Origin of the sequence: Mesorhizobium captivum, assembly GCF_033977165.1 — a bacterium.
GTDB lineage: Bacteria > Pseudomonadota > Alphaproteobacteria > Rhizobiales > Rhizobiaceae > Mesorhizobium > Mesorhizobium captivum.
The window spans coordinates 1-26,713 of sequence record NZ_JAVIJB010000034.1; the positions used below are offsets into that span (position 1 = coordinate 1).

General features: G+C 65.0%; 21 protein-coding genes. 14 read left to right on the forward strand and 7 right to left on the reverse strand.

Annotation, left to right across the window (positions count from 1 at the left end; translation table 11 throughout):
• Window positions 1-133 precede the first annotated feature (133 nt).
• The gene (locus RFM40_RS24560; RefSeq protein WP_320278460.1) at window positions 134-2,152 is read right to left on the reverse strand and encodes a thioredoxin domain-containing protein; all 2,019 of its coding nucleotides are present in this window, start codon (window positions 2,150-2,152) and stop codon (window positions 134-136) included.
• Window positions 2,153-2,283: 131 nt separating this feature from the next.
• Between RFM40_RS24560 and mnmE the strand changes: the two genes are divergently transcribed.
• The 7 genes from mnmE to RFM40_RS24595 all read left to right on the forward strand — a co-directional run bounded on the left by mnmE (window position 2,284) and on the right by RFM40_RS24595 (window position 10,212).
• Entirely contained in the window at window positions 2,284-3,597 is a 1,314-nt protein-coding gene (gene mnmE / locus RFM40_RS24565) for a tRNA uridine-5-carboxymethylaminomethyl(34) synthesis GTPase MnmE (RefSeq protein WP_320278428.1), read from the forward strand.
• Window positions 3,598-3,766: 169 nt separating this feature from the next.
• A complete protein-coding gene (mnmG, locus tag RFM40_RS24570) occupies window positions 3,767-5,641 on the forward strand; it encodes a tRNA uridine-5-carboxymethylaminomethyl(34) synthesis enzyme MnmG (protein WP_320278429.1) in 1,875 nt (624 codons plus the stop codon).
• Window positions 5,638-6,273: a 16S rRNA (guanine(527)-N(7))-methyltransferase RsmG gene (gene rsmG, locus RFM40_RS24575; protein WP_320278430.1), complete on the forward strand. Its 636-nt coding sequence runs from the start codon at window positions 5,638-5,640 to the stop codon at window positions 6,271-6,273. The genes mnmG and rsmG overlap by 4 nt, the downstream gene beginning before the upstream one ends.
• Before the next feature lie 17 nt (window positions 6,274-6,290).
• Entirely contained in the window at window positions 6,291-7,088 is a 798-nt protein-coding gene (locus tag RFM40_RS24580; RefSeq protein ID WP_320278431.1) for a ParA family protein, read from the forward strand.
• 68 nt (window positions 7,089-7,156) lie between these two features.
• Complete coding sequence (locus RFM40_RS24585) at window positions 7,157-8,047, forward strand: ParB/RepB/Spo0J family partition protein (RefSeq protein ID WP_320278432.1); 891 nt, start codon at window positions 7,157-7,159, stop codon at window positions 8,045-8,047.
• A 717-nt stretch (window positions 8,048-8,764) separates the two neighbouring features.
• Window positions 8,765-9,391: a DUF1326 domain-containing protein gene (locus tag RFM40_RS24590; RefSeq protein ID WP_320278433.1), complete on the forward strand. Its 627-nt coding sequence runs from the start codon at window positions 8,765-8,767 to the stop codon at window positions 9,389-9,391.
• 32 nt (window positions 9,392-9,423) lie between these two features.
• Window positions 9,424-10,212 carry a DUF2182 domain-containing protein gene (locus tag RFM40_RS24595; protein ID WP_320278434.1) on the forward strand — a complete coding sequence of 263 codons (789 nt, stop codon included), beginning with the start codon at window positions 9,424-9,426 and terminating at the stop codon, window positions 10,210-10,212.
• A gap of 46 nt (window positions 10,213-10,258) precedes the next feature.
• Here RFM40_RS24595 and holA read toward each other — a convergent pair whose 3' ends face one another.
• Complete coding sequence (gene holA / locus RFM40_RS24600) at window positions 10,259-11,302, reverse strand: DNA polymerase III subunit delta (RefSeq protein WP_320278435.1); 1,044 nt, start codon at window positions 11,300-11,302, stop codon at window positions 10,259-10,261.
• A gap of 542 nt (window positions 11,303-11,844) precedes the next feature.
• Here holA and RFM40_RS24605 point away from each other — a divergent pair.
• The 4 genes from RFM40_RS24605 (at window position 11,845) to lpdA (ending at window position 17,071) form a co-directional block, all read left to right on the forward strand.
• Window positions 11,845-13,077 carry a 3-methyl-2-oxobutanoate dehydrogenase (2-methylpropanoyl-transferring) subunit alpha gene (locus RFM40_RS24605; protein ID WP_320278436.1) on the forward strand — a complete coding sequence of 411 codons (1,233 nt, stop codon included), beginning with the start codon at window positions 11,845-11,847 and terminating at the stop codon, window positions 13,075-13,077.
• Window positions 13,078-13,079: 2 nt separating this feature from the next.
• Window positions 13,080-14,093, forward strand: coding sequence for an alpha-ketoacid dehydrogenase subunit beta (locus RFM40_RS24610; protein WP_320278437.1), 1,014 nt, complete (start codon window positions 13,080-13,082; stop codon window positions 14,091-14,093).
• A 15-nt stretch (window positions 14,094-14,108) separates the two neighbouring features.
• Window positions 14,109-15,425 carry a dihydrolipoamide acetyltransferase family protein gene (locus tag RFM40_RS24615; protein WP_320278438.1) on the forward strand — a complete coding sequence of 439 codons (1,317 nt, stop codon included), beginning with the start codon at window positions 14,109-14,111 and terminating at the stop codon, window positions 15,423-15,425.
• A 233-nt stretch (window positions 15,426-15,658) separates the two neighbouring features.
• Complete coding sequence (lpdA, locus tag RFM40_RS24620) at window positions 15,659-17,071, forward strand: dihydrolipoyl dehydrogenase (protein WP_320278439.1); 1,413 nt, start codon at window positions 15,659-15,661, stop codon at window positions 17,069-17,071.
• A gap of 63 nt (window positions 17,072-17,134) precedes the next feature.
• Here lpdA and RFM40_RS24625 read toward each other — a convergent pair whose 3' ends face one another.
• Window positions 17,135-17,572: a metallopeptidase family protein gene (locus RFM40_RS24625; protein WP_320223674.1), complete on the reverse strand. Its 438-nt coding sequence runs from the start codon at window positions 17,570-17,572 to the stop codon at window positions 17,135-17,137.
• Between the two features lie 184 nt (window positions 17,573-17,756).
• Here RFM40_RS24625 and RFM40_RS24630 point away from each other — a divergent pair, with 184 nt between their 5' ends.
• Genes RFM40_RS24630 through RFM40_RS24640 form a run of 3 tightly spaced genes read left to right on the forward strand, consistent with a single transcriptional unit; the run spans window position 17,757 to window position 23,555 of the window.
• The gene (locus tag RFM40_RS24630) at window positions 17,757-18,815 is read left to right on the forward strand and encodes an ImuA family protein (protein ID WP_320278440.1); all 1,059 of its coding nucleotides are present in this window, start codon (window positions 17,757-17,759) and stop codon (window positions 18,813-18,815) included.
• A complete protein-coding gene (locus RFM40_RS24635; protein ID WP_320273120.1) occupies window positions 18,757-20,229 on the forward strand; it encodes a DUF6504 family protein in 1,473 nt (490 codons plus the stop codon). Before RFM40_RS24630 ends, RFM40_RS24635 begins: the two co-directional genes overlap by 59 nt.
• Window positions 20,226-23,555 (forward strand): error-prone DNA polymerase, encoded by a 3,330-nt coding sequence (locus RFM40_RS24640; RefSeq protein ID WP_320278441.1) that lies wholly within the window; start codon window positions 20,226-20,228, stop codon window positions 23,553-23,555. The genes RFM40_RS24635 and RFM40_RS24640 overlap by 4 nt, the downstream gene beginning before the upstream one ends.
• Before the next feature lie 289 nt (window positions 23,556-23,844).
• Here the strand turns inward: RFM40_RS24640 and RFM40_RS24645 are convergent, their stop codons facing one another.
• The 4 genes from RFM40_RS24645 to RFM40_RS24660 all read right to left on the reverse strand — a co-directional run bounded on the left by RFM40_RS24645 (window position 23,845) and on the right by RFM40_RS24660 (window position 26,665).
• Window positions 23,845-24,090 carry a Trm112 family protein gene (locus RFM40_RS24645; RefSeq protein ID WP_126097039.1) on the reverse strand — a complete coding sequence of 82 codons (246 nt, stop codon included), beginning with the start codon at window positions 24,088-24,090 and terminating at the stop codon, window positions 23,845-23,847.
• An 85-nt stretch (window positions 24,091-24,175) separates the two neighbouring features.
• Window positions 24,176-24,847 (reverse strand): LON peptidase substrate-binding domain-containing protein, encoded by a 672-nt coding sequence (locus RFM40_RS24650; RefSeq protein WP_320273122.1) that lies wholly within the window; start codon window positions 24,845-24,847, stop codon window positions 24,176-24,178.
• 222 nt (window positions 24,848-25,069) lie between these two features.
• Window positions 25,070-26,065, reverse strand: coding sequence for a thioredoxin (gene trxA, locus RFM40_RS24655; protein WP_320278442.1), 996 nt, complete (start codon window positions 26,063-26,065; stop codon window positions 25,070-25,072).
• A gap of 99 nt (window positions 26,066-26,164) precedes the next feature.
• Window positions 26,165-26,665, reverse strand: coding sequence for a prolyl-tRNA synthetase associated domain-containing protein (locus RFM40_RS24660; protein ID WP_320223669.1), 501 nt, complete (start codon window positions 26,663-26,665; stop codon window positions 26,165-26,167).
• Window positions 26,666-26,713: the final 48 nt, after the last annotated feature.

Below are 26,713 nucleotides of genomic sequence, written 5' to 3' on the forward strand. Positions count from 1 at the left end.
CCATTCTCCGACTTCGCTTCTTCACACTTGACCACACCACGAAGCAAATGTGTGCGCACGCTAGCCCACAAGGGGAGAAGGAGAAGGTGCGCCGCAGCCTTCGACCCTCCCCACAAGGGGGAGGGTGGGAGTCTTACCTTCGCCGCAGCAGCTTCTCCAACTCCTTCGGCTCCGTAACCGCCGGCAAGCACACCTGCCCGCTGCAGAGCCAGGCGCCCGGTCTGTCGGTCGGCGGCAGCACACCGCCCGGCAACAGCGGTCGATTCGCTTGCGTACCGATCGGCACGAAAATGTCGACCCGGCGCGGGTCGGGATTTCGATTCACCACCGGAATGAGGCTTGAAGACTCCGGATTGTCTATAATGACGAGCTTCAGCGGCTCGAGCGCCAGCGCGCAGGCGTTGACGATGCCGGCCTGGCCATAGGCCTGTTGCGCGGCGCGGCCCATGGCGTGCTCGGCTGTCGCCCAGGCCTTTTCCCAGAGATCGGGATCGCCGGTGAGCGAAGTGAGCCGCACCAGCGCCTCGACGATCTGGCTCGTGGCCGACGGGATCGCCTCGTCGACGTCGCCGCGAATGCGGATCGGGACATCGCCGCTGTCCGATGCCGTCAGATAGTAGCCGGTCTCCTCGCTGTCTTGATGCCAGCGGTCGAGCTCACCGATGAACTGTTGGGCGTGGTCCGAATAAGCCGGATCGCCTGTCGCCTCGAACAGCGCGATCGCCGCATTGGTCATAGCCGCGTAATCGCTCGACAAGGCGGGAAAAAGCTTTTTCGCGCCGAGCATCGAATGCGGCAGGCGTCCTTCTTCGCCGGCGGTGACGATATGTGCAAAAGCCTTTGCCGCGGCTCCGACCCATTCGGGCCTTGCGAAGGCGCGACCGGCTTCCGCAAGGGCGGCGATCATCAACCCGTTCCAATCGGTGAGGGCTTTGCCGTCACGGCCGGGCCTGACGCGCTTGTCGCGGGCCGACAGAAGTTTCGCCTTGAGCGGCACGAGTTGGCCGTATCCGGCGATGCCTTGTCTTTGCTGCGCTTCGCTCTGGCGAATGATCGGCTTGCCTTCCCAGCCATGCGGAGCGGCCAGCTCGAAATACCGGAAGAACACAGCCGCGTCGCTGCCAAGCGCCTCTTCGACCTCTTGCCTGCTCCAGGTGTAAAAGAGCCCCTCCTCGCCCTCGCTGTCGGCATCGAGGCTGGCGGCGAAGGCGCCACCTTCGACCCGCATCTCGCGCAACAGCCAGGCAACGGTTTCCTCGATTCGTATCCGGAACAAATCGTTGCCCGTCGCCGCGTAGGCCCAGTTGCACATGCGGATGAGCTGGGCGTTGTCGTAAAGCATCTTTTCGAAATGCGGCACCAGCCATTCGGCGTCGGTCGAATAACGGCTGAGGCCTCCGCCAAGATGATCGTAGATGCCACCGGCAAGCATTTTTTCCAGGCTGATGAGCACCGCATCGCGATGCGAGGTGTGGCCGTCGCGCAGCCAGGACAGCCACAGGCTGTGCATGAACGACGCGTTGGGGAATTTCGGCGCCCCGCGCAAACCGCCGAGATCGCGGTCGATCATGCCGTCGATGCGGTTGCTGAGATCGGCAAGCGCGTCGCGGTCGAGCACGGCCTTGCCTTTTGCGCCTGCCAGCCGCTGCTCGACATGGGTGGTCAGCCCGTCGGCGCTTTCGGCGAGGCTTTGCTGTTTTTCCCGCCAGGCCTTGTCGACCGCTTCCAGCACCTGGACAAAGCCCGGCCGGCCATAGCGCGCCTCGCGCGGAAAATAGGTGCCGCCCCAGAAAGGCTTGCCGTCGGGGGTGAGGAACATGGTCAGCGGCCAGCCGCCGTGCTCGCCCATGGCATGGAGCGCGGCCATATGGATCTGGTCGATGTCCGGCCGCTCCTCGCGATCGACCTTGATATTGACGAAGAGCCGGTTCATGACGGCGGCGACGGTCTCGCTCTCGAAGCTCTCGTGCGCCATGACATGGCACCAGTGGCAGGCGGCGTAGCCGATGGAGAGAAGGATCGGCCGTTTCAGCTCCTTCGCTTCGGCAAGGGCCGCCGGCGACCAGGCCCGCCAATGCACGGGATTGTCGCTGTGCTGTTGCAAATAGGGGCTGGCCTCTTCGGCAAGCAGGTTTCGCGCGGGCAAGGTCACGATGGGCGGCTCGGCATATTCGTTGATGAGCAAAGCAATTCCGGGAAAAGTGCGGAACGATTTTCCAGCTGGAATTGTGTCGAAACAAAATACCTAGGGCGGTTCGGCAGGTCCGGCAAATGGTTTCCCAAATGGCTTCGAAGGATTCGATCGTGGCGCTGTCGAGCGGCCGCCTGCCCGCCGGTATTGCCGTGATCCGCATTTCCGGCCCGAAGACTCGATTCGTAATCGAAACGATCGCTGGCGGCCGCGTTAAGGATCGGTTTACCACGTTGCGAAAGCTGATGGCGCCCGACGGTTCGGTCATCGATCACGGCCTTGTCCTGTTCTTCCCCGGGCCTGGCAGCTTTACCGGCGAAGACGTTGCCGAGTTCCATGTCCACGGCAGCCGCGCCGTTGCCGCGAAAATGCTTGAAACGATCACCGGCATCGAGGGCGTCAGGCATGCGGAGCCCGGCGAATTCACCCGACGCGCTTTCCTCAATGGCAAGCTTGACCTCACCGAGACCGAAGCGCTGGCCGATCTCGTCAATGCCGAGACGGAAGCGCAGCGGCGTTTTGCCATGCGCAATGCCGAGGGGGCGCAGAGCGAGCTTTATTCGAGTTGGCGCCGCCGGTTGATCCATGCGCGGGCGATGATCGAAGCAGAGATCGACTTTGCCGATGAAGAGGATGTGCCGGGGTCCGTTTCGGAGGCAGTTTGGTCCGATGTGGCGGCGATGATCCGCGAGATCGAACGCCACATCCAGGGGTTCAAGGCCGCCGAGATCATCCGCGACGGTTTTGAGGTCGTTATCCTCGGCGCGCCGAACGCCGGCAAATCCAGCTTGTTCAACGCGCTGGCTCGGCGCGAGGCGGCAATCGTCACTGACGAGCCGGGCACGACACGGGATCTGCTGGAAGTGGTATTGGACCTCAACGGGATGCGAGTGCGCATTGTCGATACGGCCGGCCTGCGCGAGCGAGCCGGCAAGGTGGAGACGATCGGTATCGAAAGGGCACGCGCCAAGGCCGGCGGAGCGGACCTTGTTTTGCTGTTGGAAGACATGATCGATCCGCAGCCTGTGGGCGAGGTTCCCACAAGCGTTCCGTTGCTGAAGATCGGAACGAAGGTCGACCTGAAGCGTGCCTATGACGAGGGTGCCTATGATTGGGTCATTTCGTCCAGGGAAGGCATCGGACTTTCCGGGCTGCTGGATGAGATAGGCCGCCGTGCGGAAATGGCGATCGGAGATGTCGGCGAAGTCCTGCCGTCCAGGCAGAGGCATGTAGAGCTGCTGAAGGAAGCGAAGGACTTTCTCGCGGCGGCTCTTTCAGGCCAGAGCCAGGAGTTGCGCGCCGAGGAGCTGCGGCTGGCGACCGACCGGCTCGGACGGATCGTCGGGGCGGTCGATGTCGAGGACATGCTCGATGTCATCTTCTCGCAGTTCTGCATTGGTAAGTGATTCACGTGAAACATGGAGGCCGCTGAGGAGCGTGAGATGATTCACGTGAAACAGGGGGCAGGATGTGGTGGATGGATGTTTCACGTGAAACGAGTCCGGCCTTCGTCCTTGACAGCGAGGGGCAGCGGGGACATGTGTCGGTCGATCTCTGAAACCGGATTCTTGGATAATGACCAATCACTATGATGTGGTGGTGGTGGGCGGCGGCCATGCCGGATGCGAAGCGGCAAGTGCTGCCGCGCGCGCCGGCGCCAGGACAGCGCTGGTGACGCTGCGCTTCGACACGATCGGCGTCATGTCCTGCAACCCGGCCATCGGCGGTCTGGGCAAGGGCCATCTCGTGCGCGAGATCGACGCCATGGACGGGCTGATGGGCCGCGTCGCCGATGCCGCCGGCATCCAGTTCCGCCTGCTCAACCGCCGCAAGGGCCCGGCGGTGCGCGGCCCGCGCACACAGGCCGACCGCAAGCTCTACCGCCTCGCCATGCAGGCCGCGATCGGCGAGCAGGCCAATCTCGACGTGGTCGAGGGCGAGGTTCTCGATTTGGAAATTGAGGGCGGGCGGGTTGCGGCCGTGCAGGTCTCGGGCGATCGGCGCCTCGCTTGCGGCGCCGTGGTGCTGACCACCGGCACCTTCCTGCGCGGCCTGATCCATATCGGCGAGAAGAAGATCGTTGCCGGCCGCATGAACGAGCAGGCAAGCCACGGGCTTTCAGCGACGATGGCTCGTGCCGGTTTCAAACTCGGACGGCTCAAGACCGGGACACCCCCTCGCCTCGACGGCCGCACCATCGACTGGGCGTCGCTGGATAGCCAGGCGGCGGACGAGGATCCGGTGCCGTTCTCGCTGATGACAGACCGGATCGACAATCCGCAGATCCATTGCGGTATCACCCGCACCTCGACGGCGACGCATGAGTTGATTCGCCTCAATCTGACCCGCTCGGCCATGTATTCCGGCTCGATAGAAGGTGTCGGGCCGCGTTACTGCCCGTCGATCGAAGACAAGATCGTCAAGTTCGGCGACCGCGAAGGCCACCAGATTTTTCTCGAGCCGGAAGGCCTCGACGACGACACCGTCTATCCGAACGGCATCTCGACCTCGCTGCCGGAAGACGTGCAGCTCGATATCCTGAAGACGATCCCCGGTCTGGAAAAGGCGACGATGCTGCAGCCGGGTTATGCCATCGAGTACGACCATGTCGACCCGCGGGAGCTCAAGACATCGCTGGAGACGAAGCGCGTCAGTGGTCTGTTCCTGGCGGGGCAGATCAACGGCACCACCGGTTACGAAGAGGCCGGCGCGCAAGGCTTGCTTGCCGGCATCAACGCCGCGCGCAAAGCCTCGGCGAGCGAGCCGGTCGTGCTCAGCCGCACTGATGCCTATATCGGCGTGATGGTCGACGACCTTACCAGCCGCGGCATCGCCGAGCCCTACCGCATGTTCACGTCGCGGGCCGAGTTCCGGCTTTCGCTGCGCGCCGACAATGCCGACGAGCGGCTTACACCGCTGGCGGCAAAGCTCGGGATCGCGTCGTCGGCGCGCCTCCAGCGGTTTGGTGAGATTGCGCAGAGGCTCGGCCATGCCCGTGCGCTGGCAAAGTCCGTCACCTTCACGCCGAACGAAGCGGCGCGGCATGGGTTGGAGATCAACAAGGACGGCGTGCGCCGCTCGGCCTATGAACTGCTCGCCCATCCGGGCGTGGACATGGCCTGGCTGGCACGTATCGAAGCCCGCTTTGCCGGGCTTGACGCCAAGACCAGAGAGCGGCTCGAGACGGAAGCGAAATATTCCGTCTACCTCGAACGCCAGCAGGCCGACGTCGCGCAGATCAGGCATGAGGAGTCGCGGCTTATTCCGGAGGCAATCGACTTCTCCGACGTTCCCGGCCTCTCCAATGAGCTGAAGCAGAAGATGAAGACGCGCCAGCCGCGCTCGATCGCCGATGCGCAGCGCATGGAAGGCATGACACCGGCCGCGCTCGCCATCATTGTCGCGCATGTCCGCAATGCCGAGCTCGCTTCGCGAAGGGACGTGGCGTGAGCGCCTGGGAAGACCTGCAGAAAGCGGCGGGTCCGGTTTCACGTGAAACATTCGAGCGGCTGCAAGCCTTCGAGCAGCTTTTCCTGAAATGGAATCGCAGCATCAACCTGGCGGCGCCGTCGACGATGGATGACGTTTGGCGCCGTCACATCATGGACAGCGCCCAGCTCGCCCGAATCGCGCCTGCAGCCAAGCGCTGGGTGGACCTCGGCTCGGGTGGCGGCTTTCCCGGATTGGTGCTGGGTTTCCTGCTGGCAGAGCGGCCGGGCGCCTCGATCGATCTGGTCGAAAGCAACCGCAAGAAAGCCTCGTTCCTGCAATCGGTCACCGGCCAGTTCAGCCTGCCGGCGCGCGTTCTGGCGCGGCGGATCGATGACAGCTATGCCTTTGTTTCCGAACCGGAAATTGTCACCGCTCGCGCCCTGGCCGGGCTCCCGGACCTGCTTGGTCTGTCCGCGCCCTGGTTGACCAAAGGAGCGCGCGCGCTTTTTCACAAAGGCCGGGATTACCGGGCCGAAGTGGAAGAAAGCGCTCACCGCTGGGCCTTCGATCTGGTAGAACATCCAAGCATGACCGACCCTCACGGCGTCATCCTCGAACTATCCGATTTGCGCCCGGCGAAACCGCAATGAATTACTGGCATAAACCCATGAAAACTGGACCGCGCATCATCACCGTCGCCAACCAGAAGGGCGGCGTCGGCAAGACGACCACGGCCATCAACCTGGCGACGGCGCTGGCCGCGATCGGCGAGCGCGTGCTGATCGTCGACCTCGACCCGCAGGGCAACGCCAGCACCGGCCTCGGCATCGAGCGCAAGGACCGCACCGTCTCGTCCTACGACGTGCTGACCGGCGAGCTCGAGCTGGAAGCGGCCGCGGTGCCGACCGCGGTGCCGGGCTTGTCCATCGTGCCTTCGACGCTCGACTTGCTCGGCATCGAGATGGAGATCGCCTCGGCCCCCGACCGCGTGCTGCGCTTGCGCAACGCGCTGCGCGCCGCCGCCGAGCGAGCGGCGCCTTTCGGCTATGTGCTGATCGACTGTCCGCCGTCGCTCAACCTTTTGACTTTGAATTCAATGGCGGCGGCCGATTCGGTTCTCGTGCCGCTGCAATGCGAGTTCTTCGCGCTGGAGGGTCTCAGCCAGTTGCTCGAGACGGTCGAGCAGGTGCGGCGCACGATCAATCCGGATCTCACCATCCAGGGCATCGTGCTCACCATGTATGACGGCCGCAACAACCTCGCCAATCAGGTGGTGCAGGACGTGCGCACCCATATGGGCGACAAGGTCTATGAGACGATCATCCCGCGCAATGTTCGCGTCTCCGAAGCGCCCTCCTACGGCAAGCCGGCGATCCTCTACGATCTCAAATGCTCCGGCAGCCAGGCCTATCTGCAGCTCGCCTCCGAAGTGATCCGCCGCGAGCGCAAGCTGCGCGCGGCCTGAGCCAGGCGGACAGGCCAAATCCCTTCAACGAATAGCCGATTCGATTCCGAAACGATCTGGACAGAATAATGAGCGAAGACCAATCAAGAAAAAGACTGGGCCGCGGCCTGGCTGCGCTGATCGGCGAGATCGACCGTCCCGCGGCGCCGGAAAAGCCGAGCGCGGTCGCGGCGGATGGCAAGGTGCCGATCGAGTTCGTCAGCCCGAACCCGAAGAACCCGCGCCGGCATTTCGGCGACGCCGAGCTCATCGATCTCGCCCAGTCGATTCGCGAACATGGCGTGGTGCAGCCGGTGGTGGCGCGGCCGTCGCCGTCGCAGCCCGGCCGCTATGAGATCATCGCCGGCGAGCGGCGCTGGCGGGCGGCGCAGCGCGCCGGGCTGACGGAAATCCCGCTCATCGTGCGCGACGTCAACGACCGCATGGCGCTGGAGCTGGCGATCATCGAGAACGTGCAGCGCGCCGACCTCAACCCGGTCGAGGAGGCGCAAGGTTACCAGCAGCTGATCGACGAGCATGGCTATACCCAGGCCGATCTCGGCCAGGTGATAGGCAAGAGCCGCAGCCATGTCGCCAACACGCTGCGGCTGCTGAAGCTGCCCAATGTCATCCATGACATGCTGGTCGACGGCGATTTGTCGGCCGGTCATGCCCGCACGCTGGTCACCGCCGAGGATCCGGCCGGCCTCGCCAAGCGCATCGTCAAGGAAGGGCTTTCGGTGCGTCAGGCCGAGGCGCTGGCGCAGATGCCCGCCGGACCGACGCCGGCCAAGACGAAATCCGCGGCCAATGCGCCGGAGAAAGATCCCGACATGTTGGCGCTGGAAAAGCTGATGACCGATACGATCGGCATGATCGTGAGCATCGAGCACAAGGGCAAAGGCGGCACGCTGCGGGTCAACTACCGCACGCTGGACCAGCTCGACGAGCTCTGCCGGCGATTGAAGGATGAACGGTAGGGTGTTGATGCGGCATGATTTTAGCCGGCAAATGAAGTTTTGCTTCAAGGTCGGATACGTCTGATATATTGGTGATAGCGGAGAACGGGCTGGCCATGCGCCGGCCCTTTTTGTTGGCGGCCGGCGATTGGCGAAAGCGGCGGAGCTGCCAATCTCCCCCTTGAGGGCCTTGTGGGGGAGAAGCCCGGCGGGGCAGAGGGGGCGCGAAGGAATGCTAATTATCTCAGTCGTCATCCTAGTGCGGAGCAAGGAGCGAAGCGACGCCGCGCAGACCCTAGGATCCATGCCGTGACGTTAAGGTATTGCAACGGTTACAGAATTCTGCATCGTTGCGCTCTCCGGCAGAGGTCATGGCATGGATCCTCGGGTCAAGCCCGAGGATGACGAAGCGTTGGGCGGAGCTGGAGAACCAAGTGCTGATACGTCGGCGGGACAGCGCCCCCCTCTGTCCTGCCGGACATCTCCCCCACAAGGGGGGAGATTGGCCAATCACCTACCTTTGCCCTAATCTCGCGCTTTCGATCGCAGCGCCAAGTAGCGGCGCTTGGCTTGACAGTGCCGGGCATCGGCGTAACCTGCATTAGCGAAAGCTAAACTATATGCCCTGGCGTGCCGAGCAGTCGCAATGTCGGGCTATATGCCGCTTCTTACGATATGCGCGGCACCACCTCGCCAAAGCGATCCTGCTGACCCGCCTGACAGAGCCGGGAGGAGCAAATGGCGGTCGGTTGGCAGTTGTCTGGAAGTTACTTCGAAAATTGCAGCTGCGATGTCGTATGTCCTTGCCTGCTGTCCACCAACGCGCAGCTGACGTCGAAGCCGACGAGAGGCGTTTGCGACGTCGGCTTGGTCTTCCATATCGATAAGGGCAACTTCGGCGACGTTCGATTGGATGGCCTCAGCGTCGCGATGGTTGCCCACACGCCAGGCCCGATGGCCGACGGCAATTGGACGGCTGCCGCCTATATCGACGAACGGGCCGATGACAGGCAAACGGAGGCGCTCGGCGCGATCTTCACCGGCGCCGCAGGTGGTCCGATGGCATTGCTGGCACCCATGATCGGCACCAACCTCGGAGCCAAGAAGGTTCCGATAAGCTATCGGATAGACGGCAAGAAACGGTCGGCGGAGATTGCGGGAGTCATGAAGATGGCGGTCGAACCACTGCCGACAATGCGCGAGGACGGGCAGATGTGGGCGGCCACCGGCCATCCGATCAATCCCGACTGGCTGGGTCTGGCGATGGGGGCGGAAGGCAGTACGTTCAGCGACCATGGCATGAGTTGGGACAATTCCCGCCGAAACGGACACTACGCTCCGATCAATTGGTCCGGCCAGCAATAGCACTTGCCCGCATGCTCGAACCTCACTCGTCGATGGCGCCGACGTTGCAGCGAAACATCATTCTCGCGCTGCTGATCGCTATCGCGGCGGCAGCGTGGACCTTGCTCATCTGGCAGCAGATCGGCAACGATGCCGACATGCGCATGGAAATGTACTCACCCACCATGCGCATGAAGGCGCCGCTGTTTCTTGCCGTCTGGATGATCATGATGGTTGCGATGATGTTTCCAACGGCCGCGCCGATGATCCTGACGTTTCACCAAGTCCAGGCCGGCAAACAGGAGCGCGGCGAGGCTTTTGTCTCGACCTGGGTGTTCGTAACCGGGTACCTGGGGGTTTGGGGGGTGATGGGCGTTCTCGCCTTTGCCGGTGCGGCGGGCTCGGAGATGCTTGTCGGGTCTATGGGATTGTCTGTGGCGACGGCCGCGCGCATCGGCGGCGCGCTGCTTATGATGGCGGGTGCCTACCAGCTCTCCCCGCTCAAGGATCTGTGCCTGGCCAAATGCCGCACGCCGGTCGGCTTCATCCTGACCTCATGGCGCGATGGTCAGTGGGGCGCGGTGCGCATGGGCCTAAAGCATGGGCTCTTTTGCCTGGGCTGCTGCTGGCTTTTGTTTCTCGCTCTTTTTCCTCTCGGGATGATGAACCTCGCCGCAATGGCCGTGGTCACCCTGCTGATCTTTGCGGAAAAGACCCTCCCGGCAGGAGAGCGGATAGCGAAGGTGTCGGGTGTCGCCCTGCTTCTTTACGGCGCGGCGGTGCTGGTCTTTCCACAGGCGCTGCCAACCTTCCAGCCGGCGGACACGATGATAATGAACTGACCAATGGCAGGCCGCTTTCGCGCCAAAAAATGCAAGGATCGCGTTGCTACCTCTGCCCCAGCCTCGCGCTTTCGACCGCAATGCCGAGCAGCGCCTGCCTTGCCAGCGCTTCCGACAAATCCGGCCGTTTGCGCGTTTGCAGCACCGCCGTCTGCAGCCGGTTCAGCGCGCGGCCGAGCGCCCCAACGTTCCAGCGCTCGAGGGTCTTTTCCACCAGCTTGCGGCGCGAGAAGAAGACCGGCGGGCGGGCGCCTGCGACGACCGAGGCGGCGTTGCGGCCGCCGGTCTCCATCTGGCCGCGCATTACCTGCATCGCCTGCAATTGCCGCATCGCCGAGGACAGCACCAGGAACGGGTGGCCGCCGGACTGGCAGTGGCGGGTAAACGCTGTGTCGAAGTCGCCGACCTTGCCGTCCAGCATGGCGTCGACCGCGGCGTCGAAAGAGGCGCCGGAGACGTCGCCCGACATCGCATCGACGTCGTCTAGGTCGATCTCCTTTTTGCCGTGGGCATAAAGCACCAGCTTCTCGATCTCGCCGCGCGAAGCCAGGCGATCGCCGCCGAGATTGCGGCGCAGCGCCTGGCGGGCGTCGAGCGTCATCGACATGCCGGCCTTGCGCAGCTCATCGTCAATCACCGTATCGAGGTCGCGGGCCTCGTCGGCATAGCAGGGCAAGGCAATGGCGTTGCCGGCGGCCTCGACGATGGCTCTCAAGCCGGTGCCCTTCTTCAGGTCGCCGGCCTCGATGAGAATGACCGCGTCGCGCGCGGGCTCGGCCGTCAGCGCCTTGATGTCGTCGGCCAGCGCCTTCTGGCCGCTGGCATTGCGCACCCAAAGCAGCCGCCGGTCGGAAAACATCGGCACGGTGCGCGCCTCGTCGAGCAGGCGGCCCTCGTCGCGGTCGACTTCCGCGCCGTCCAGCTTGACCACCGAGAACGGGTCGTCGAGCGGCAGACCGGTCTTGGTGGCGAAGGTCTTGGCCCGCTCGGCGACCAGGCCGCGGTCGGGACCGTAAAGCAGGACGATCCCAATAGCCGGGTCCGGCTTCGCGAGCCACGAATCGACCTCGTATCCCTTCTTCTGTGCCATGCGGGGTGAGTTAGCATGGCGATGAGTTCGGGTGAACCGGAGTCTCGGCAGATCAGCTGACTGCAGCCGCAACCTTATGTCCAAGGGCTTTTTTCTGTTTACGGCAAACTATCGCCTAGGGCGCTCCCCCTCTCCGTCTCGGCTTCGCCGAGCCACCTCTCCCCCACGTTGTGGGGGCGAGGAACCCAAGCTTTTTCAGCTGCGACCTCGGCGATTTGCTTTCCTCGCCCCCATGAAATGGGGGAGAGGTGGTCGCGTAGCGGCCGGAGAGGGGGCTAGCGCTGCCAATACGCGATTGCCTACCCACCTGCCGAGACGGGACTGTTACCGCCTCTTGCGTCTAAACCGTTCCAGCCATTCGCCAAATTGCGCGGGGCCTGAAAACATCGACAAGAAATTTCGCCGCCATATCTGCATCTTGTCGCCGCGCGCCGCGTCGATCTTCAAAGGCCGGTGGCCGGGAGGACGGCCGCCATCTCGCCCGGTGAAATGGCGGCGCGGATGTGCAAATATCGCACCGGCAACATTGGAGGACGAAGCTCATGGCCGATGCTGGAATGTTGCGCTTTCATGTGCCCGAACCAGAGGTTCGGCCCGGCGGCACGCCCGACTTCTCGAATGTGACCATCCCCAAGGCCGGCTCGGTGCCGCGCCCGGAGATCGATGTCGATCCGCGCACCATCCGCGACATGGCCTTCTCCATCATCCGCGTGCTCAACCGCGCCGGCGAGGCCGTCGGGCCGTGGGCCGGGCTGCTCACCGACGAGGAGTTGCTCGAAGGCTTGCGCAACATGATGCGGCTCAGAACCTTCGATGCCCGCATGCAGATGGCGCAGCGCCAGGGCAAGACCTCTTTCTACATGCAGCATCTCGGCGAAGAAGCGGTGAGCTGCGCCTTCCGCAAGGCGCTCAAGCCGGGCGACATGAACTTCCCGACCTATCGACAAGCCGGCCTGCTCATCGCAGACGGCTACCCGATGGTCACGATGATGAACCAGATCTATTCCAACGAGGCCGATCCGCTGAAGGGCAGGCAGCTGCCGATCATGTATTCCTCGAAGGAGCACGGCTTCTTCTCGATCTCAGGCAATCTGGCGACGCAGTATATCCAGGCGGTCGGCTGGGCGATGGCCTCGGCGATCTCCAACGATTCCCGCATCGCCGCGGCCTGGATCGGCGACGGCTCGACGGCGGAATCCGATTTCCATGCGGCGCTGGTTTTCGCCTCGACCTACAAGGCGCCGGTCGTGCTCAATGTCGTCAACAACCAGTGGGCGATATCCACTTTCCAGGGCATAGCGCGCGGCGGCTCCGGCACTTTCGCGGCGCGCGGTCTCGGCTTCGGCATCCCGTCGCTGCGGGTCGACGGCAACGATTATCTTGCCGTCCATGCGGTGGCCAAATGGGCGGCGGAGCGGGCGCGGAAGAATCTCGGGCCGACACTGGTCGAATATGTCACCTATCGCGTCGGCGCGCATTCGAGTTCGGACGATCCGTCCGCCTACCGGCCGAAGGCCGAATCGGACGCCTGGCCGCTCGGCGACCCGGTCGTCAGGCTGAAGAACCATCTCATCCACAAAGGTATCTGGTCGGAGGATCGCCACACCCAGGCGGAAGCCGAGATCCTCGAGACCGTGATCGCGGCGCAGAAGGAGGCCGAAAGCCACGGCACCCTGCATGCCGGCGGCAAGCCGTCGACGCGCGACATGTTCGAGGGCGTCTATGCCGAAATGCCGCCGCATCTCAGGCGCCAGCGCCAGCAGGCAGGGGTCTGACCATGCCAAGAAAAACCATGATCGAGGCGATCCGCGACGCCATGGACGTCTCGATGGCGCGCGACGAGCGCGTCATCATCTATGGCGAGGATGTCGGCTTCTTTGGCGGCGTCTTCCGCTGCACGCAAGGCCTGCAGGCCAAATACGGCAAGAACCGCTGCTTCGACGCGCCGATCAGCGAAGCCGGCATCGTCGGCTCGGCCATCGGCATGGCCGCCTATGGGCTCAGGCCCTGCGTCGAGGTGCAGTTCGCCGACTATGTCTATCCGGCCTATGACCAGATCGTGTCGGAGGCGGCGCGGCTGCGCTACCGCTCCAACAATGATTTCACTTGCCCGATCGTGGTGCGCATGCCGACCGGCGGCGGCATCTTTGGCGGCCAGACGCACAGCCAGAGCCCGGAAGCCCTGTTCACGCATGTGTCCGGCCTGAAGACGGTGGTGCCGTCCAACCCGCATGACGCCAAGGGGCTGCTGATTTCGGCGATCGAGGATCCGGACCCAGTGATCTTCCTCGAGCCGAAGCGGCTCTATAACGGCCCCTTCGACGGCCATCACGACAAGCCGGTGACGCCATGGTCGAAGCACCGGCTCGGCGAGGTCGCCGACGGGCACTATACGATCCCGCTCGGCAAGGCGGCGATCCGCAGGCTCGGTTCGGCGGTTACCGTTCTGGCCTACGGCACCATGGTCTATGTCGCCGAAGCCGCCGCCGAGGAAACCGGCCTCGATGCCGAGATCATCGACCTCAGGACGCTTCTGCCGCTCGACCTCGATACGATCGTCGCCTCGGTGAAGAAGACCGGGCGCTGCGTCGTCGTGCATGAGGCGACGCTGACCTCCGGCTTCGGCGCCGAGCTGGTCGCGCTGGTGCAGGAGAACTGCTTCTACCATCTGGAGGCCCCGGTGGCCCGCGTCGCCGGTTGGGACACGCCCTATCCGCATGCGCAGGAGTGGGAGTATTTCCCCGGCCCCGCGCGGGTCGGGCGCGCGCTCGTCGAGACCATGGAAGCTTAGAGCGGGGAGGCTTAGTTGGGCGAACATATCATCAAGCTGCCCGATGTCGGCGAAGGCGTCGCCGAGGCCGAGCTCGTCGAGTGGCACGTCAAGGTCGGCGACCTCGTGCGCGAGGACACGGTTCTGGCCGCCGTGATGACCGACAAGGCGACCGTCGAGATCCCGTCGCCGGTCGACGGCGAGATCCTTTGGCTCGGTGCCGAGATCGGCGACACGGTGGCGATCGGCTCGCCGATCGTGCGGTTGAAGGTAGCCGGCGAAGGTAATGTGAAGGGCGCCGCCGGCGAGCCTGAGCCGAAGGCGGAGGCGGCGCCCAAACCGACTGAGGTGAAGTCCGAACCGGCTCCGAGCGCTCCGAAAGCAGCGTCGAAGCCAGTGGAGCCGGCCGTGAAAGCATCGCCTCCGGTCGCCACGCCGAAAGGCACGCGCCCTGCCTCCATCACCGGCGCGCCGCGTGCGGAAGGGGACAAGCCGCTGGCCTCGCCTGCCGTTCGGCTGCGTGCCAAGGAAGCCGGCATCGACCTTCGCCAGGTTGCCGGCAGCGGCCCGGCCGGGCGCATCAGCCATGAGGACATCGAGGCCTTCCTGGCGCGCGGCCCGCAGCTTGCCCGCGCCACCGGCCTTGCCCCGAAGGACGGCGTCGAGGACATCAAGGTCGTCGGCCTGCGGCGCAAGATCGCCGAGAAAATGTCGCTCGCGAAATCGCGTATTCCTCACATCACCTATGTCGAGGAGATCGACGTCACGGCGCTGGAAGAGCTGCGCGCCACGCTCAACAAGGACAAGCGCGGTGATCGCGCAAAACTGACGCTGCTGCCGTTCCTGATGCGGGCGATGGTCAAGGCGATCGCCGACCAGCCCAACCTCAACGCGCTGTTCGACGACGATGCGGGCATCATCCACCAGCATGAAGGCATCCATATCGGCATCGCCGCGCAGACGCCCACCGGGCTGGTGGTGCCGGTGGTCAAGCACGCCGAGGCGCGAGACCTCTGGGACTGCGCCGCGGAGGTCAACCGGCTGGCCGATGCGGCCAAGTCCGGCACGGCGACGCGGGACGAGCTTTCCGGCTCGACCATCACCATCACCTCGCTCGGCGCCATGGGCGGCGTGGCGACGACTCCGGTCATCAACTACCCTGAAGTGGCGATCGTGGGCGTCAACAAGATGATGGTGCGGCCGGTGTGGGACGGCACGCAGTTCGTTCCGCGCAAGATGATGAACCTGTCGTCCAGCTTCGACCATCGCGTCATCGACGGCTGGGATGCCGCGGTGTTCGTGCAGCGCATCAAGGCGCTCTTGGAGACGCCGGCGCTGATCTTCGTGGATTAGGGTGGATCATTGGAGATGATGGCGGGACAGCGCCCCCCTCTGCCTTGCCAGGCATCTCCCCCACAAGGGGGGAGATCAGATGTCACGCCGGCTTTCGCCAATCACCAGCGCTGCGGGATTAAGCGAGGCGCCGAAGCTTCCAATCTCCCCCCTCGTGGGGGAGATGTCCGGCAGGACAGAGGGGGGCGCGAAGGATCTCGACGGAGCGTTTCCTCGGATCGAAGGGTCACGACATGAAAGAAATCTCCTGCAAGCTGCTCGTCATCGGCGCCGGCCCCGGCGGCTATATCTCAGCCATCCGCGCCGGCCAGCTCGGCGTTGACACGGTGATCGTCGAGGTTGCCAAGCCGGGCGGCACCTGCCTCAATGTCGGCTGCATCCCGTCCAAGGCGCTTATCCACGCCGCGGAGGAGTTCGAGAAGATCGCGCATATGGCCGGCGGCAAGGGCATGCTTGGCATTTCGGTTGCCGCGCCGACATTCGACCTCACGAAAACGATCACCTGGAAGGATGGTATCGTTAGCCGGCTGAACAGCGGCGTTGCCGGCCTGCTCAAGAAGGCCAGGGTCAAGACCGTGCATGGCTGGGCGACGTTTCGCGACGGCAAGACCGTCGAGGTCGAGACCGAGACCGGGACCCAGGTGATCCGCGCCGAGGCGGTGGTGATCGCCACCGGCTCGGTGCCGGTCGAGCTGCCGTTCCTGCCGTTCGGCGGTCCGGTCATCTCGTCCACCGAGGCGCTGGCGCTGAGCGAAGTGCCGAAGACGCTTGCCGTCATCGGCGGCGGCTATATCGGGCTCGAACTCGGCATGGCCTTCGCCAAGATGGGCTCTCATGTCACGGTGGTCGAAGCGCTGCCGCGCGTGCTTGCGCAGTACGATGCGGAATTGACCAGGCCGGTGCTCAAACGTCTGGGCGAGCTTGGCATCGAGGTGATGACGGAGGCAAAGGCCAAGGGGCTGTCGACCCAAGGGCAGGCGGGCAAGGGCGACGCGCTGCGGGTGGAAACCGCCGACGGCAAGGATGCCAAGGTTGCCGCCGACAAGATTCTGGTCACGGTCGGCCGCAAGCCTCTCACCGATGGCTGGGGGCTGGATCAGATCGATCTGGACATGGCGGGAAAATTCATCCGCATCGACGACCAGTGCCGCACCTCGATGCGCGGCATCTACGCCATCGGCGACGTCACCGGCGAGCCGATGCTGGCGCATCGCGCCATGGCGCAGGGCGAGATGGTGGCCGAGATCGTCGCCGGCCACAAAAGAAGCTGGGACAAGCGCGCGATCCCGGCAATCTGCTTCACCGATCCCGAGCTGGTCACGGCCGGCCTGTCACCGGAAGAGGCGAAGGCGCAAGCCGGCGAGATCAAGGTCGGGCAGTTTCCCTTCGCCGCCAACGGCCGCGCCATGACCAAACAAGGCGAGGACGGCTTCGTGCGCGTCGTCGCCCGCGCCGACAACCATCTGGTGCTCGGCATCCAGGCGGTCGGGCAGGGGGTGTCGGAACTGTCGGCGGCCTTCGGCCTGGCGCTCGAAATGGGCGCGCGGCTGGAGGACATCGCCGGCACCATCCATGCGCATCCGACGCAAGGCGAAGGTTTCCAGGAAGCGGCGCTGAAGGCGCTCGGGCACGCGCTGCATATTTGAGCCCGCAGGGCGGGTGCTTCGTGATCCCAGGTCTTCGCGACGGCCTGGAACGACGAAGCAATGTCACCCAGCCGCCGCCTGCTCCGCCGCTTCCTCGATCCGCTCCATGTCGTCGTCCGACAGGCCGAAATGATGGCCGATCTCGTGGATCAGCACATGGGTGACGATATCGCCCAGCGTCTCCTCGTTCTCGGCCCAGTAGTCGAGGATGGCGCGGCGGTAGAGCGTGATGCGGTTCGGGCCCTCGCCGGTCTGCGGGTTCCAGCGCTCGGCAATGCCGCGTCCCTCGAACAGGCCAAGCAGGTCGAAGGGCGTCTCCAGCGACAGGTCGTCCATGATCTCGTCGGTCGGGAAGTCGGCGATCTGGATGACGATCTCGCCGGTGAGCTTGCGAAACTCTTCCGGCAGATGGGCATAGGCCTCCAGAGCCAGAAGCTCCATTTCCTCCATCGACGGCGAGAGTTGGTCGTGCCAGGTGCGGGTCTTATAGATGCGGGCCATGAGGTTTCCTTTGATCCCGGCATATAGGCTTTCGCGCCGATTGAGGCAAATGAGCCGGCTGGTAGGCTTCCCTAAGGGTAAAAGAGCGAAGGAATAAATTCCTTGAGACTCCGCTTGACTCTTTGAGGACCCTCTGGAATCTATAGGAACATAACAGGAACAATTGCTGCCGGAAGTGAACGTCATGGCGATGAGCGCCGTGGCGCGGGAAACTGTTTTTGCCCTGCGCCGCCAGATCGCGAAGATCGAGGGAACGCTGCCCGAGCGCCTGGAGGCGCCGGCGCGCGGCGCGCCTGGAGCAGGAAAAGTGCGAAGCGGTTTTCCGTCCGGAATTGCGGAAAAACCTGTCGATGCCGCTGGCTCCGAAATCACCATCGTTCGGCGCGGCCTCGCCGCGGCCTTGCCGGATGCCTTCCTGCACACCGGCATCGAGCGCCTCGACGCCGCTCTTGGCGGCGGCCTACCCAAGGCGGCGCTCAGTGAAATCCATGGGCTGGAGACCCGCGATGCCGGTGCCGTCGCCGGCTTCGCGCTGTCGCTCACCAGCCTGATCCTCAGGGAAAAGCCGGGCCTGCCGGTCCTCTGGATCGGCACGGCGGAGATTTTCCGCGAGGCCGGCTTTCCCTATGCCAGGGGGCTCCATGCCCTGTTCGGCATCGCGCCGGAGCAATTGCTGTTGTCCGAAGCGCCGAAGCTCTTGGACGCGCTATGGATCACCGAGGAGGCCGCCCGCATGACGGCCTTCGCCGCCGTCATCCTCGAAATTCGCGGCAGCCCGCGGCTTCTCGACCTTACCGCGACGCGGCGGCTGCACGCGCGGGCGCACAGCGCCAGTCGTCCGGTGCTTCTGCTGCGTCAGGCCGGCGAGGCCGAGCCCACCGCCGCGCCCGTGCGCCTCATCGTTTCGGCAGCGCCCGCGGCCAGCCGCGAGACGGTCGCCGGCCCGCTCGCCGGCTCGATCGGCCGCCCCGCCTTCACCGTCGATATCGGCAAGAGCCGCACGGCCCTGTCCGGACAATTCACATTGGAGTGGAACCCCGATGAGCACGCTTTTGCAGAAAGAACAGAGAATTCTGTCGCTGTGGTTCCCGTACCTCTGCGCGGAGCGGATCCTGCGCCAGCGTCTGGGGCGGTCCTGGCGTTCCCGGCCGTCGCACCACCTGCCGCCACCTCACCCACCGCTTGTGATCAGCCATCGCGACAGCAACGCCCAGCGCATCGCAGCCCTCGACGAGCGGGCTGAGGCGCTGAAACTGAAGCGCGGCATGGGCATTGCCGATGCGCGCGCCATGCATCCCTCGATCGACGTGGTGGAAGCCGACGCGGAAGCCGACCGCCGCCTGCTCGAAGGCCTCGCCGACTGGTGCGACCGCTACACGCCGTTGGTGGCGATCGACGGCGAGGACGGACTGTTCCTCGACATCACCGGCTGCACGCATCTGTTCGGCGGCGAGCGCGCCATGCAGGACGAGATCCTCACCCGCTTCTTCCAACAGGGTTTCGACGTCCGCGCCGGCCTCGCCTCGACGCCGGGCGCCGCCTGGGCGGCGGCGCGCTTCCATGGCGACCGCATAATTGCCGGCGGCGAGGAGGAAGCGCTTCTGGCACCCTTGCCGCTTTCGGCGCTGCGCATCGCGCCGGAAACCCGGGCCAGCCTGGAAAGCGTCGGCCTGCGCACGGCGGGCGCGGTGATGGCGGCACCGCGCGCGCCGCTCGCCCGCCGCTTCGGCGCCACTTTGCTTCTGCGCCTCGACCAGGCGCTCGGCCGCCTCGACGAGGCCGTGTCGCCGCGCCTTCCCGTAGCGCCGCTTTCGGTCGAGCGCCATCTTGCCGAACCGGTCATGCTCACCGACGACATCGAGCGGCTGGTGAGCCGGCTGGCGATCGCCTTGAAAGCCGATCTCGAACGCCGCGGCGAGGGTGCCAGGGCGCTCGCCCTTCTTCTCTTCCGCGTCGACGGCGCCGTCAGCCGCATCGCCGTCGGCACCTCGCGCCCGATGCGCGAGCCGCAGCTGATCCGAAAGCTGTTCCACGAACGGCTTGCCGCGCTGGAACAAAACATCGACGCCGGCTTCGGCTTCGATCTCGTGCGGCTTTCCGTGCTGTCGGTCGCCGCCTTCGACATGCTGCAGGGCGATCTTGCCGGCGAAGCGACCGACGATGACGCCGACATTGCCCTTTTCGCCGACCGCATCCGCGCCCGTCTCGGCGAGGCCGCCGTGCTGAAGCCGGTCGTCGTCGAAAGCCATCTGCCGGAGCGCGCCGTGACCACGGTTCCCTTCGCGGAGGCGCCGCAAAGGCGCATGCCGGCGAGCGACCGCGCCATGCCGCCGATGACCATCTACCCGCCGGAGCGGCCGGTGCGGCTGTTCCGCTCGCCGGAGCCGATCGAGGTGCCGGCGACCGAGATCCCCGAGGGTCCGCCGATGAATTTCCGCTGGCGGCGCGCGCTCTACCGCGTCGCCCGCGCCGAGGGGCCGGAGCGCATCGCCGCGGAATGGTGGCGGCAGCTGCCCGGCGAGGAGGAGGCGCCGACCCGCGACTATTACCGCATCGAGGACAGCGAGGGGCGTCGCTACTGGCTCTACCGCCAGGGTCTCTACAGCAGCGCCGCGCAAGCCGCGCCGCGCTGGTTCATGCACGGGGTGTTCGCATGAACGCGCTGACCGTCATCCCCTATGCCGAGTTCGGCATCCAGTCGAACTTTTCCTTCCTGCGCGGCGCCTCGAAGCCCGAGGAGCTGGTGGTGACGGCAAAATTCTACGGCTTTGCCTCGATCGGTCTTGCCGACAGGAATACGGTCGCCGGCGTCGTGCGCGCCTGGCAGCAGGCGAAGGTCGAGAAGCTGGCCTATCATCCAGGCTGCCGTCTGGTTTTCCGCGACGGCACGCCGGACATCCTCGCCTATCCCCGCGACCGCAAGGGCTGGGGCCACCTCTGCCGCATGCTGACGCAAGCCAATCTGCGAGACGAGAACGAGAAGGGCGCGACGCTGCTGGAGCTCGGCGACCTTCTCGAATGGGGCGATCTGATGTCGCTGGCCATCCTGCCCAATCTGTCGGGCGGCGCGGAAGACCGCCTGGCACTTATTAGCCGGCTCAAGGATCGCTTCGGCGCGGCGCTCCGGCTGGCCGTGGCGCCGGATTATGGCGGCAATGACCGCTTCCGCATCGAGCAGGCGGCGGCGATGGCCGAACACGCCGGCGTCCCGCTGATGGCGACCAACGACGCGCTCTACCATGCCGCCGAGCGCCGGCCGCTGCAGGATGTGCTCACCGCGATCCGCCTCAACACGCCGGTTTCCGAGGTCGGGCTGGAGCTGACGGCGAATGCCGAGCGCCATCTGAAGCCGCCGCTGGAGATGGCGCGCCTGTTCCGCCGCTACCCGCAAGCGCTTGCGGAGACGCTGCGCTTCGCCGGGGAGCTCACCTTCTCGCTCAGCGATCTCGAATACAACTATCCCGACGAGCCGACCGAATCCGGCCTCGGGCCGCAGGCCGAGCTCGAACGCCTGGCGCGGGAAGGGGCGGCAAGGCGCTATCCGGCAGGTGTTCCTGACCATGTCACGCAGCGCATCGATGAAGAACTCGTCCTCATCGAGCGCCTGAACTATGCGCGCTATTTCCTGACCGTCTACGACATCGTGAAATTCGCCCGCAGCCAGAATATCCTTTGCCAGGGGCGCGGCTCGGCGGCCAATTCGGTCATCTGCTTCTGCATCGGCATCACCGAAGTCGGACCCGACCGGATCGACGTGCTGTTCGAGCGCTTCATTTCCGAGGAGCGCAACGAGCCGCCCGACATCGACGTCGACTTCGAGCATGAGCGGCGCGACGAGGTCATCGCCTATATCTACGACAAATACAGCGCCAAGCGCACCGCGCTGGCCGCCGCCGTCATCAGCTATCGCGGCCGCTCGGCGCTGCGCGAGGTGGCGAAGGCAATGGGCTTGTCGGAAGATGTCCGGAGCGCGCTGTCGAGCACGATCTGGGGCTGGTCGACCTCCGAGCTCGGCGAGAGGGAGGCCAATGCCGGCGGCCTCGACCGCGCCGATCCGCTGTCGCGGCAGGTGCTGGAGCGCGCCAACGAGATCATGGGCTTTCCCCGCCACCTCTCCCAGCATGTCGGCGGCTTCGTCATCACCAGGGACCGGCTCGACGAGGTCGTGCCCATCGTCAAGACGGCGATGGAGGAGCGCAAGATGGTCGAGTGGGACAAGGACGATCTCGACGCGGTGAAGATCCTCAAAGTGGACGTGCTGGCGCTCGGCATGCTGACCTGCCTGAAGCGCGCCTTGACCCTGCTCACCGATCATTATCCGGAAGCACGGGACGACTACGGCCGGCCCTATGGCTTGAATTCCCTGCCGCCGGAACACGCTTGCGTCTACGACATGATCTGCCGGGCCGATACGCTCGGCGTCTTCCAGATCGAATCCCGCGCGCAGATGTCGATGCTGCCGCGGCTTAAGCCCCGCGAATTCTACGACCTCGTCATCGAGGTGGCAATCGTGCGGCCCGGCCCGATCCAGGGCGACATGGTGCATCCCTATCTGCGCAGACGGCAGGGCAAGGAGGACGTCAATTACCCCAGCTCCGATCTGAAAAAGATTCTCGGCAAGACGCTCGGCGTGCCGCTGTTCCAGGAACAGGCGATGAAGATCGCCATCGTCGCCGGCGGCTTCCGGCCGGGCGAGGCCGACGAGCTTCGCCGCGCCATGGCGACCTTCAAGCGCACCGGCACGATCGGCAATTATCGCCAGCGCATGATCGACGGCATGGTCAGCAATGGCTATGAGAAGGAGTTCGCCGAGCGCTGCTTCAAGCAGATCGAAGGCTTTGGCGAATACGGCTTCCCGGAAAGCCACGCCGCCTCCTTCGCGCTGCTGGTCTACGCCTCCTGCTGGTTCAAGAGCTTTTATCCCGACGTCTTCTGCGCCGCGATCCTGAATGCGCAGCCGATGGGTTTTTACCAGCCGGCCCAACTCGTCCGCGATGCGCGCGACCATGGCGTGGAGGTGCGCGAGGTCGACATCAACCATTCCGTCTGGGACTGCACGCTGGAGGGAGCCGCCTTCGATCCTTCGCGCATCCTCGAGCGCCATGCCTCGATGCGCGGCGTCATCGAGACGGCTCATGCCGTCAGGCTCGGCTTCCGCCAGATCAAGGGCCTGTCCGAGGAGCGCATGGAGGCCGCCGTCGCCCGGCGCGGCGAGGGCTATCGATCGGTCAGGGATCTATGGCTGCGCTCAGGCCTCGATGTCGGCGAGATCGAAAGATTGGCGCAGGCCGACGCCTTCCGCTCGCTCGGCCTCGACCGCCGCGCCGCACTCTGGGACGTGCGCGCGCTCGACGGCAGGAGCGCTGCCGAAAAGCTGCCGCTGTTCGACCGGCCCGCTCTCGGCTTACGCGAATTGGAACCCGAAACGAAGCTGCCGACAATGCCGCTCGGCGAGCATGTCGTCCACGACTACCGCTCGCTCGGCCTGTCGCTGAAGGAGCACCCCGTCGCCTTCCTGCGCGAGCGGCTCGACCGCGCCGGCATCACCCCCAATGCCCGCCTGCCGTCGGTGCGCGACGGCAGGCGCGTCAGCGTCGCCGGCCTGGTGCTGGTGCGCCAGCGCCCCGGCAAGGGCAACGCGATCTTCCTCACGCTCGAGGATGAAAAGGCGATCGCCAACGTCATCATCTGGCCGCGTGTCTTCGACCGCTTCCGCTCGGTCGTCATGGGGGCGCGCTTCATCCGCGTCACCGGCAAGCTGCAGCAGGAATCGGACGTCATCCACATCGTCGCCGACAGGATCGAGGATTTGACGCCCTGGCTGAGCGTGCTTCTGCGGGAGACGCCCACCATCGAGCATCAGCCGGATGGTGATGCGAACCGGTCTGCCCCGGCGAACCGCGGCCTGCCGGTCCGCCAGGACAGCGCCGCGCTGTCCAGCACTGCACAACAAGTCATGCCAAGGGGGCGGAATTTTCAGTAGGAGCGATTTCCAGCACAATAGGGAACGCAGCGGGGGCAAAACGCCTTCGTCATCCACGGGCGGAGCAAGGAGCGTAGCGACGCAGCGCAGACCCGAGGATCCATGCCGTTACCTGCGAGCGCCACTACGGCGCAGAATTCTACCCCGTTGCACTCCGTGGCCAACGTCACGGCATGGATCCCAGGGTCTCCGCGACGCCGCTTCGCGGCTGCTCCGCCCTGGGATGACGAGGTAAGAGACGTCGCGCCAATCTCGAAGGTCGCGCGATCTCCGTCTGCGTAAGCTCCACTCACGACGGCCCGCTCAGCCGTGGCGGCGGCGTCAGCATATCATCGGCCGAGATCGTGCGCGCTTCCGAAGGAAGCATGATCGGGATGCCGTCGCGCACCGGATAGGCGAGCTTCGCCACGCGCGAGATCAGCTCGCTGCGTTCCTCGTCCCAGGTCAGCGGTCCCTTGGTCAGCGGGCAAGCGAGCAGTTCCAGCAGTCTTGGGTCGACCGTGGCCTTGCGCCCGTCACGTCCGTCCGCCGCCATCGCACTTTCCTTGTCCAACCGCCATAGGCTTAAGTGTGTCGAGATTCAGGTCAGGTCGGCCGGCATCACCTGAATATCAGCGCACTTACTGCAGGCTCGAGCCAAAATCCTCATCCTCGCGCGCCAGCGTTATTTCGGTGATGGCGATCAGCGTCTCGGCGCGCGTCTTCAGGTCCGCCGCTTCGAGCAGCGCCTGTTTCTCGGCCGGCCCGTAGGGCGCCATCATCGACAACGCATTGACCAGCATTCCGTTCTCGGCGCGGCTGACGCTTTCCCAGTCGGCTTCGAGGTCATTGGCCTGCAGATAGGCGCGGAACGCCTTGAGCAGCGCCGGCCGGTCGACTTCGGCGGCGGCCTGGTCCTCCTCGAGATCGGTGAGGAACGGCGCGATCCGGCACTGCCGGAACGGTGTCTTCGCCGCCGGCTCCTGCGTTACCCGGAAGCGGCAGACGCCTTGCAGCGAAATCAGGTAGCGGCCGTCGCCGGTCTCGGCGAGCGAGATGATGCGCCCGGCGCAGCCGACGCTGCAGAGTTCCGGCTCGCCGTCGTCGCGCAGCGCGCCGTCGAGGCTAGGCTGAATCATGCCGATCAGCCGCGTCCCGGCCATCGCCTGGTCGATCATCTGCAGATAGCGCGGCTCGAAAATATTGAGCGGCATGCGGCCGCCCGGCAGGAGCAGCGCTCCGGCGAGCGGAAACACCGGGATCGTCGACGGCAAATCCTTCGCGAGCCGATAGCGGGCGTTTCCGACCTGCACTTCAACCCTCCGCCTGCACTTCAAGCCTCGCCCGCACTTCAACCCTCAAGAGCGTCGCCGGCCAGCGTGTCAAACCTGCGATCTCCCCAAACCTGCGATCTCCTCCGGTGCGGCTTGCTTATTCAACCATTTGTCGGCAGGGCAAGCCACTGCCCCCTATCTGGCGCAGCCGCCGCCTCGCGCAAGCCCCCTTGCCCGGCAAAGAAGCCGGCGGCAAAGCGCTCACGAGAACAGCAGCGACGAGAGCTTGCGCCGCGCCGCCAGCGTCGCCTCGTCGGTCATCCCCCACGCCTCGAAGAACTTCAACAGCTGCGCCCTGGCGCCGTCGTCGTTCCATGTCCGGTCGGCCTTGATGATCGCCAGCAAATTTTCGGCGGCCTGCGTCCGCTCGCCGCGCGAATTCTGCACCATCGCCAGGTCAAAGCGCGCCTGATGATCGTTGGGATTGGCGGCGAGCCGGCGCTCGAACTCGGCCGGATTGCCGAGCGCCGCCGCTTCCGCGGCAAGCGTCATCTTGGCCCGCAGCGCCGCAAGCGCCGGCGCGTCCTTCTTGTCCTCGGGCGCTTTTGCAAGCGCCGCCTCGGCGCCTTGGCTGTCGCCGGCCTCGAACAGGATCTCGCCAAGCCCGGCAATCGCCTCGATGGTTTCGGGCGCCTGCTCGAGGATCGCGTCATAGATATCGGCCGCGGTCTGGACATCGCCGGCCTCGCGCGCCTCGCTGGCCGCCGCCAACGCATCCGTGATCTGCGACGCCGCGCCGCCTCCCTTGCCGCCGACCTTCTGGATGAACTGGGTAATCTGGCTTTCCGGAATCGCGCCCATGAAGCCATCGACCGGCTGGCCGTCCTTGAAGGCGATGACCGCCGGAATAGACTGGATGCCGAGCTGGCCGGCGACCGAGGGATGGTCGTCGATGTTCATCTTGACCAGCTTGACCTTGCCGCCTGCGGCCTGGACCGCCTTTTCGAGCTGCGGCGTCAGCTGCTTGCAGGGGCCGCACCAGGGCGCCCAGAAGTCGACCAGAACCGGCTGGCGGCGCGATTCCTGGATGACGTCGGCCGCGAATGTCGCGGTCGTGGTGTCCTTGATCAGCTCGGCGGCCGACGGCGCCTCGCCGAGCGACACCTTGGCGCGGTCGCCACCGCCATACTGGACGGATTGGGCATACTGGCCGGCATTGCCGCCAAATGAGCCGCTGAACGGGTTGTTGTCACTCATGTCGTGGCCCTTTCGGTCGCGCCGCCGCAGGCAACAGGGCGCGGCGCGTCATTGTCGGATTTCGGTTTCGCCATCCATGTGGCGATCAAGCCCTGACTTTCAAGATAATGAGACTTTCAAGATAACAGCATCGTGGCCAGTTGCCTCGACGAATCTGACGAGATCGGCCGCCGCGATGGTCGTCGTCGCCTCGTTGGTCAGCGGATGGCCGTTGATGACATCGTGGCTCATCAGCTCCTGGTCGAGAACCACCTTGACCCGGCCGGCCGTGTCGTTGATCAGGCCGAAGACGGTGACCGCGCCAGGAACGACGCCGAGCAGCTCCATCAGCATTTCCGGCTTGCCGAAGGACACGCGGCCGGCGGCGCCGATCAGATGGTGGATCTGCTTGAGATCGACCTCCGCCTCCTCGCCGACGGTGACGAGGAAGAAATTGTCCTTCTTGTCCTTGAGGAACAGGTTCTTGGTGTGCCCGCCCGGGATTTCGCCGCGCAGCGCCTGCGAATCGGCGACCGTGAACAATGGCGGATGGCGCACCGTCGAGACGGAGATGCCGAGATCGGCAAGAAAGGCATAGAGCTCGGCTTCGGTCTTCGGCATCGGTCCTCACTTCGTCTTGAAGGTCATGCCGTTTACGGCCAACGATGC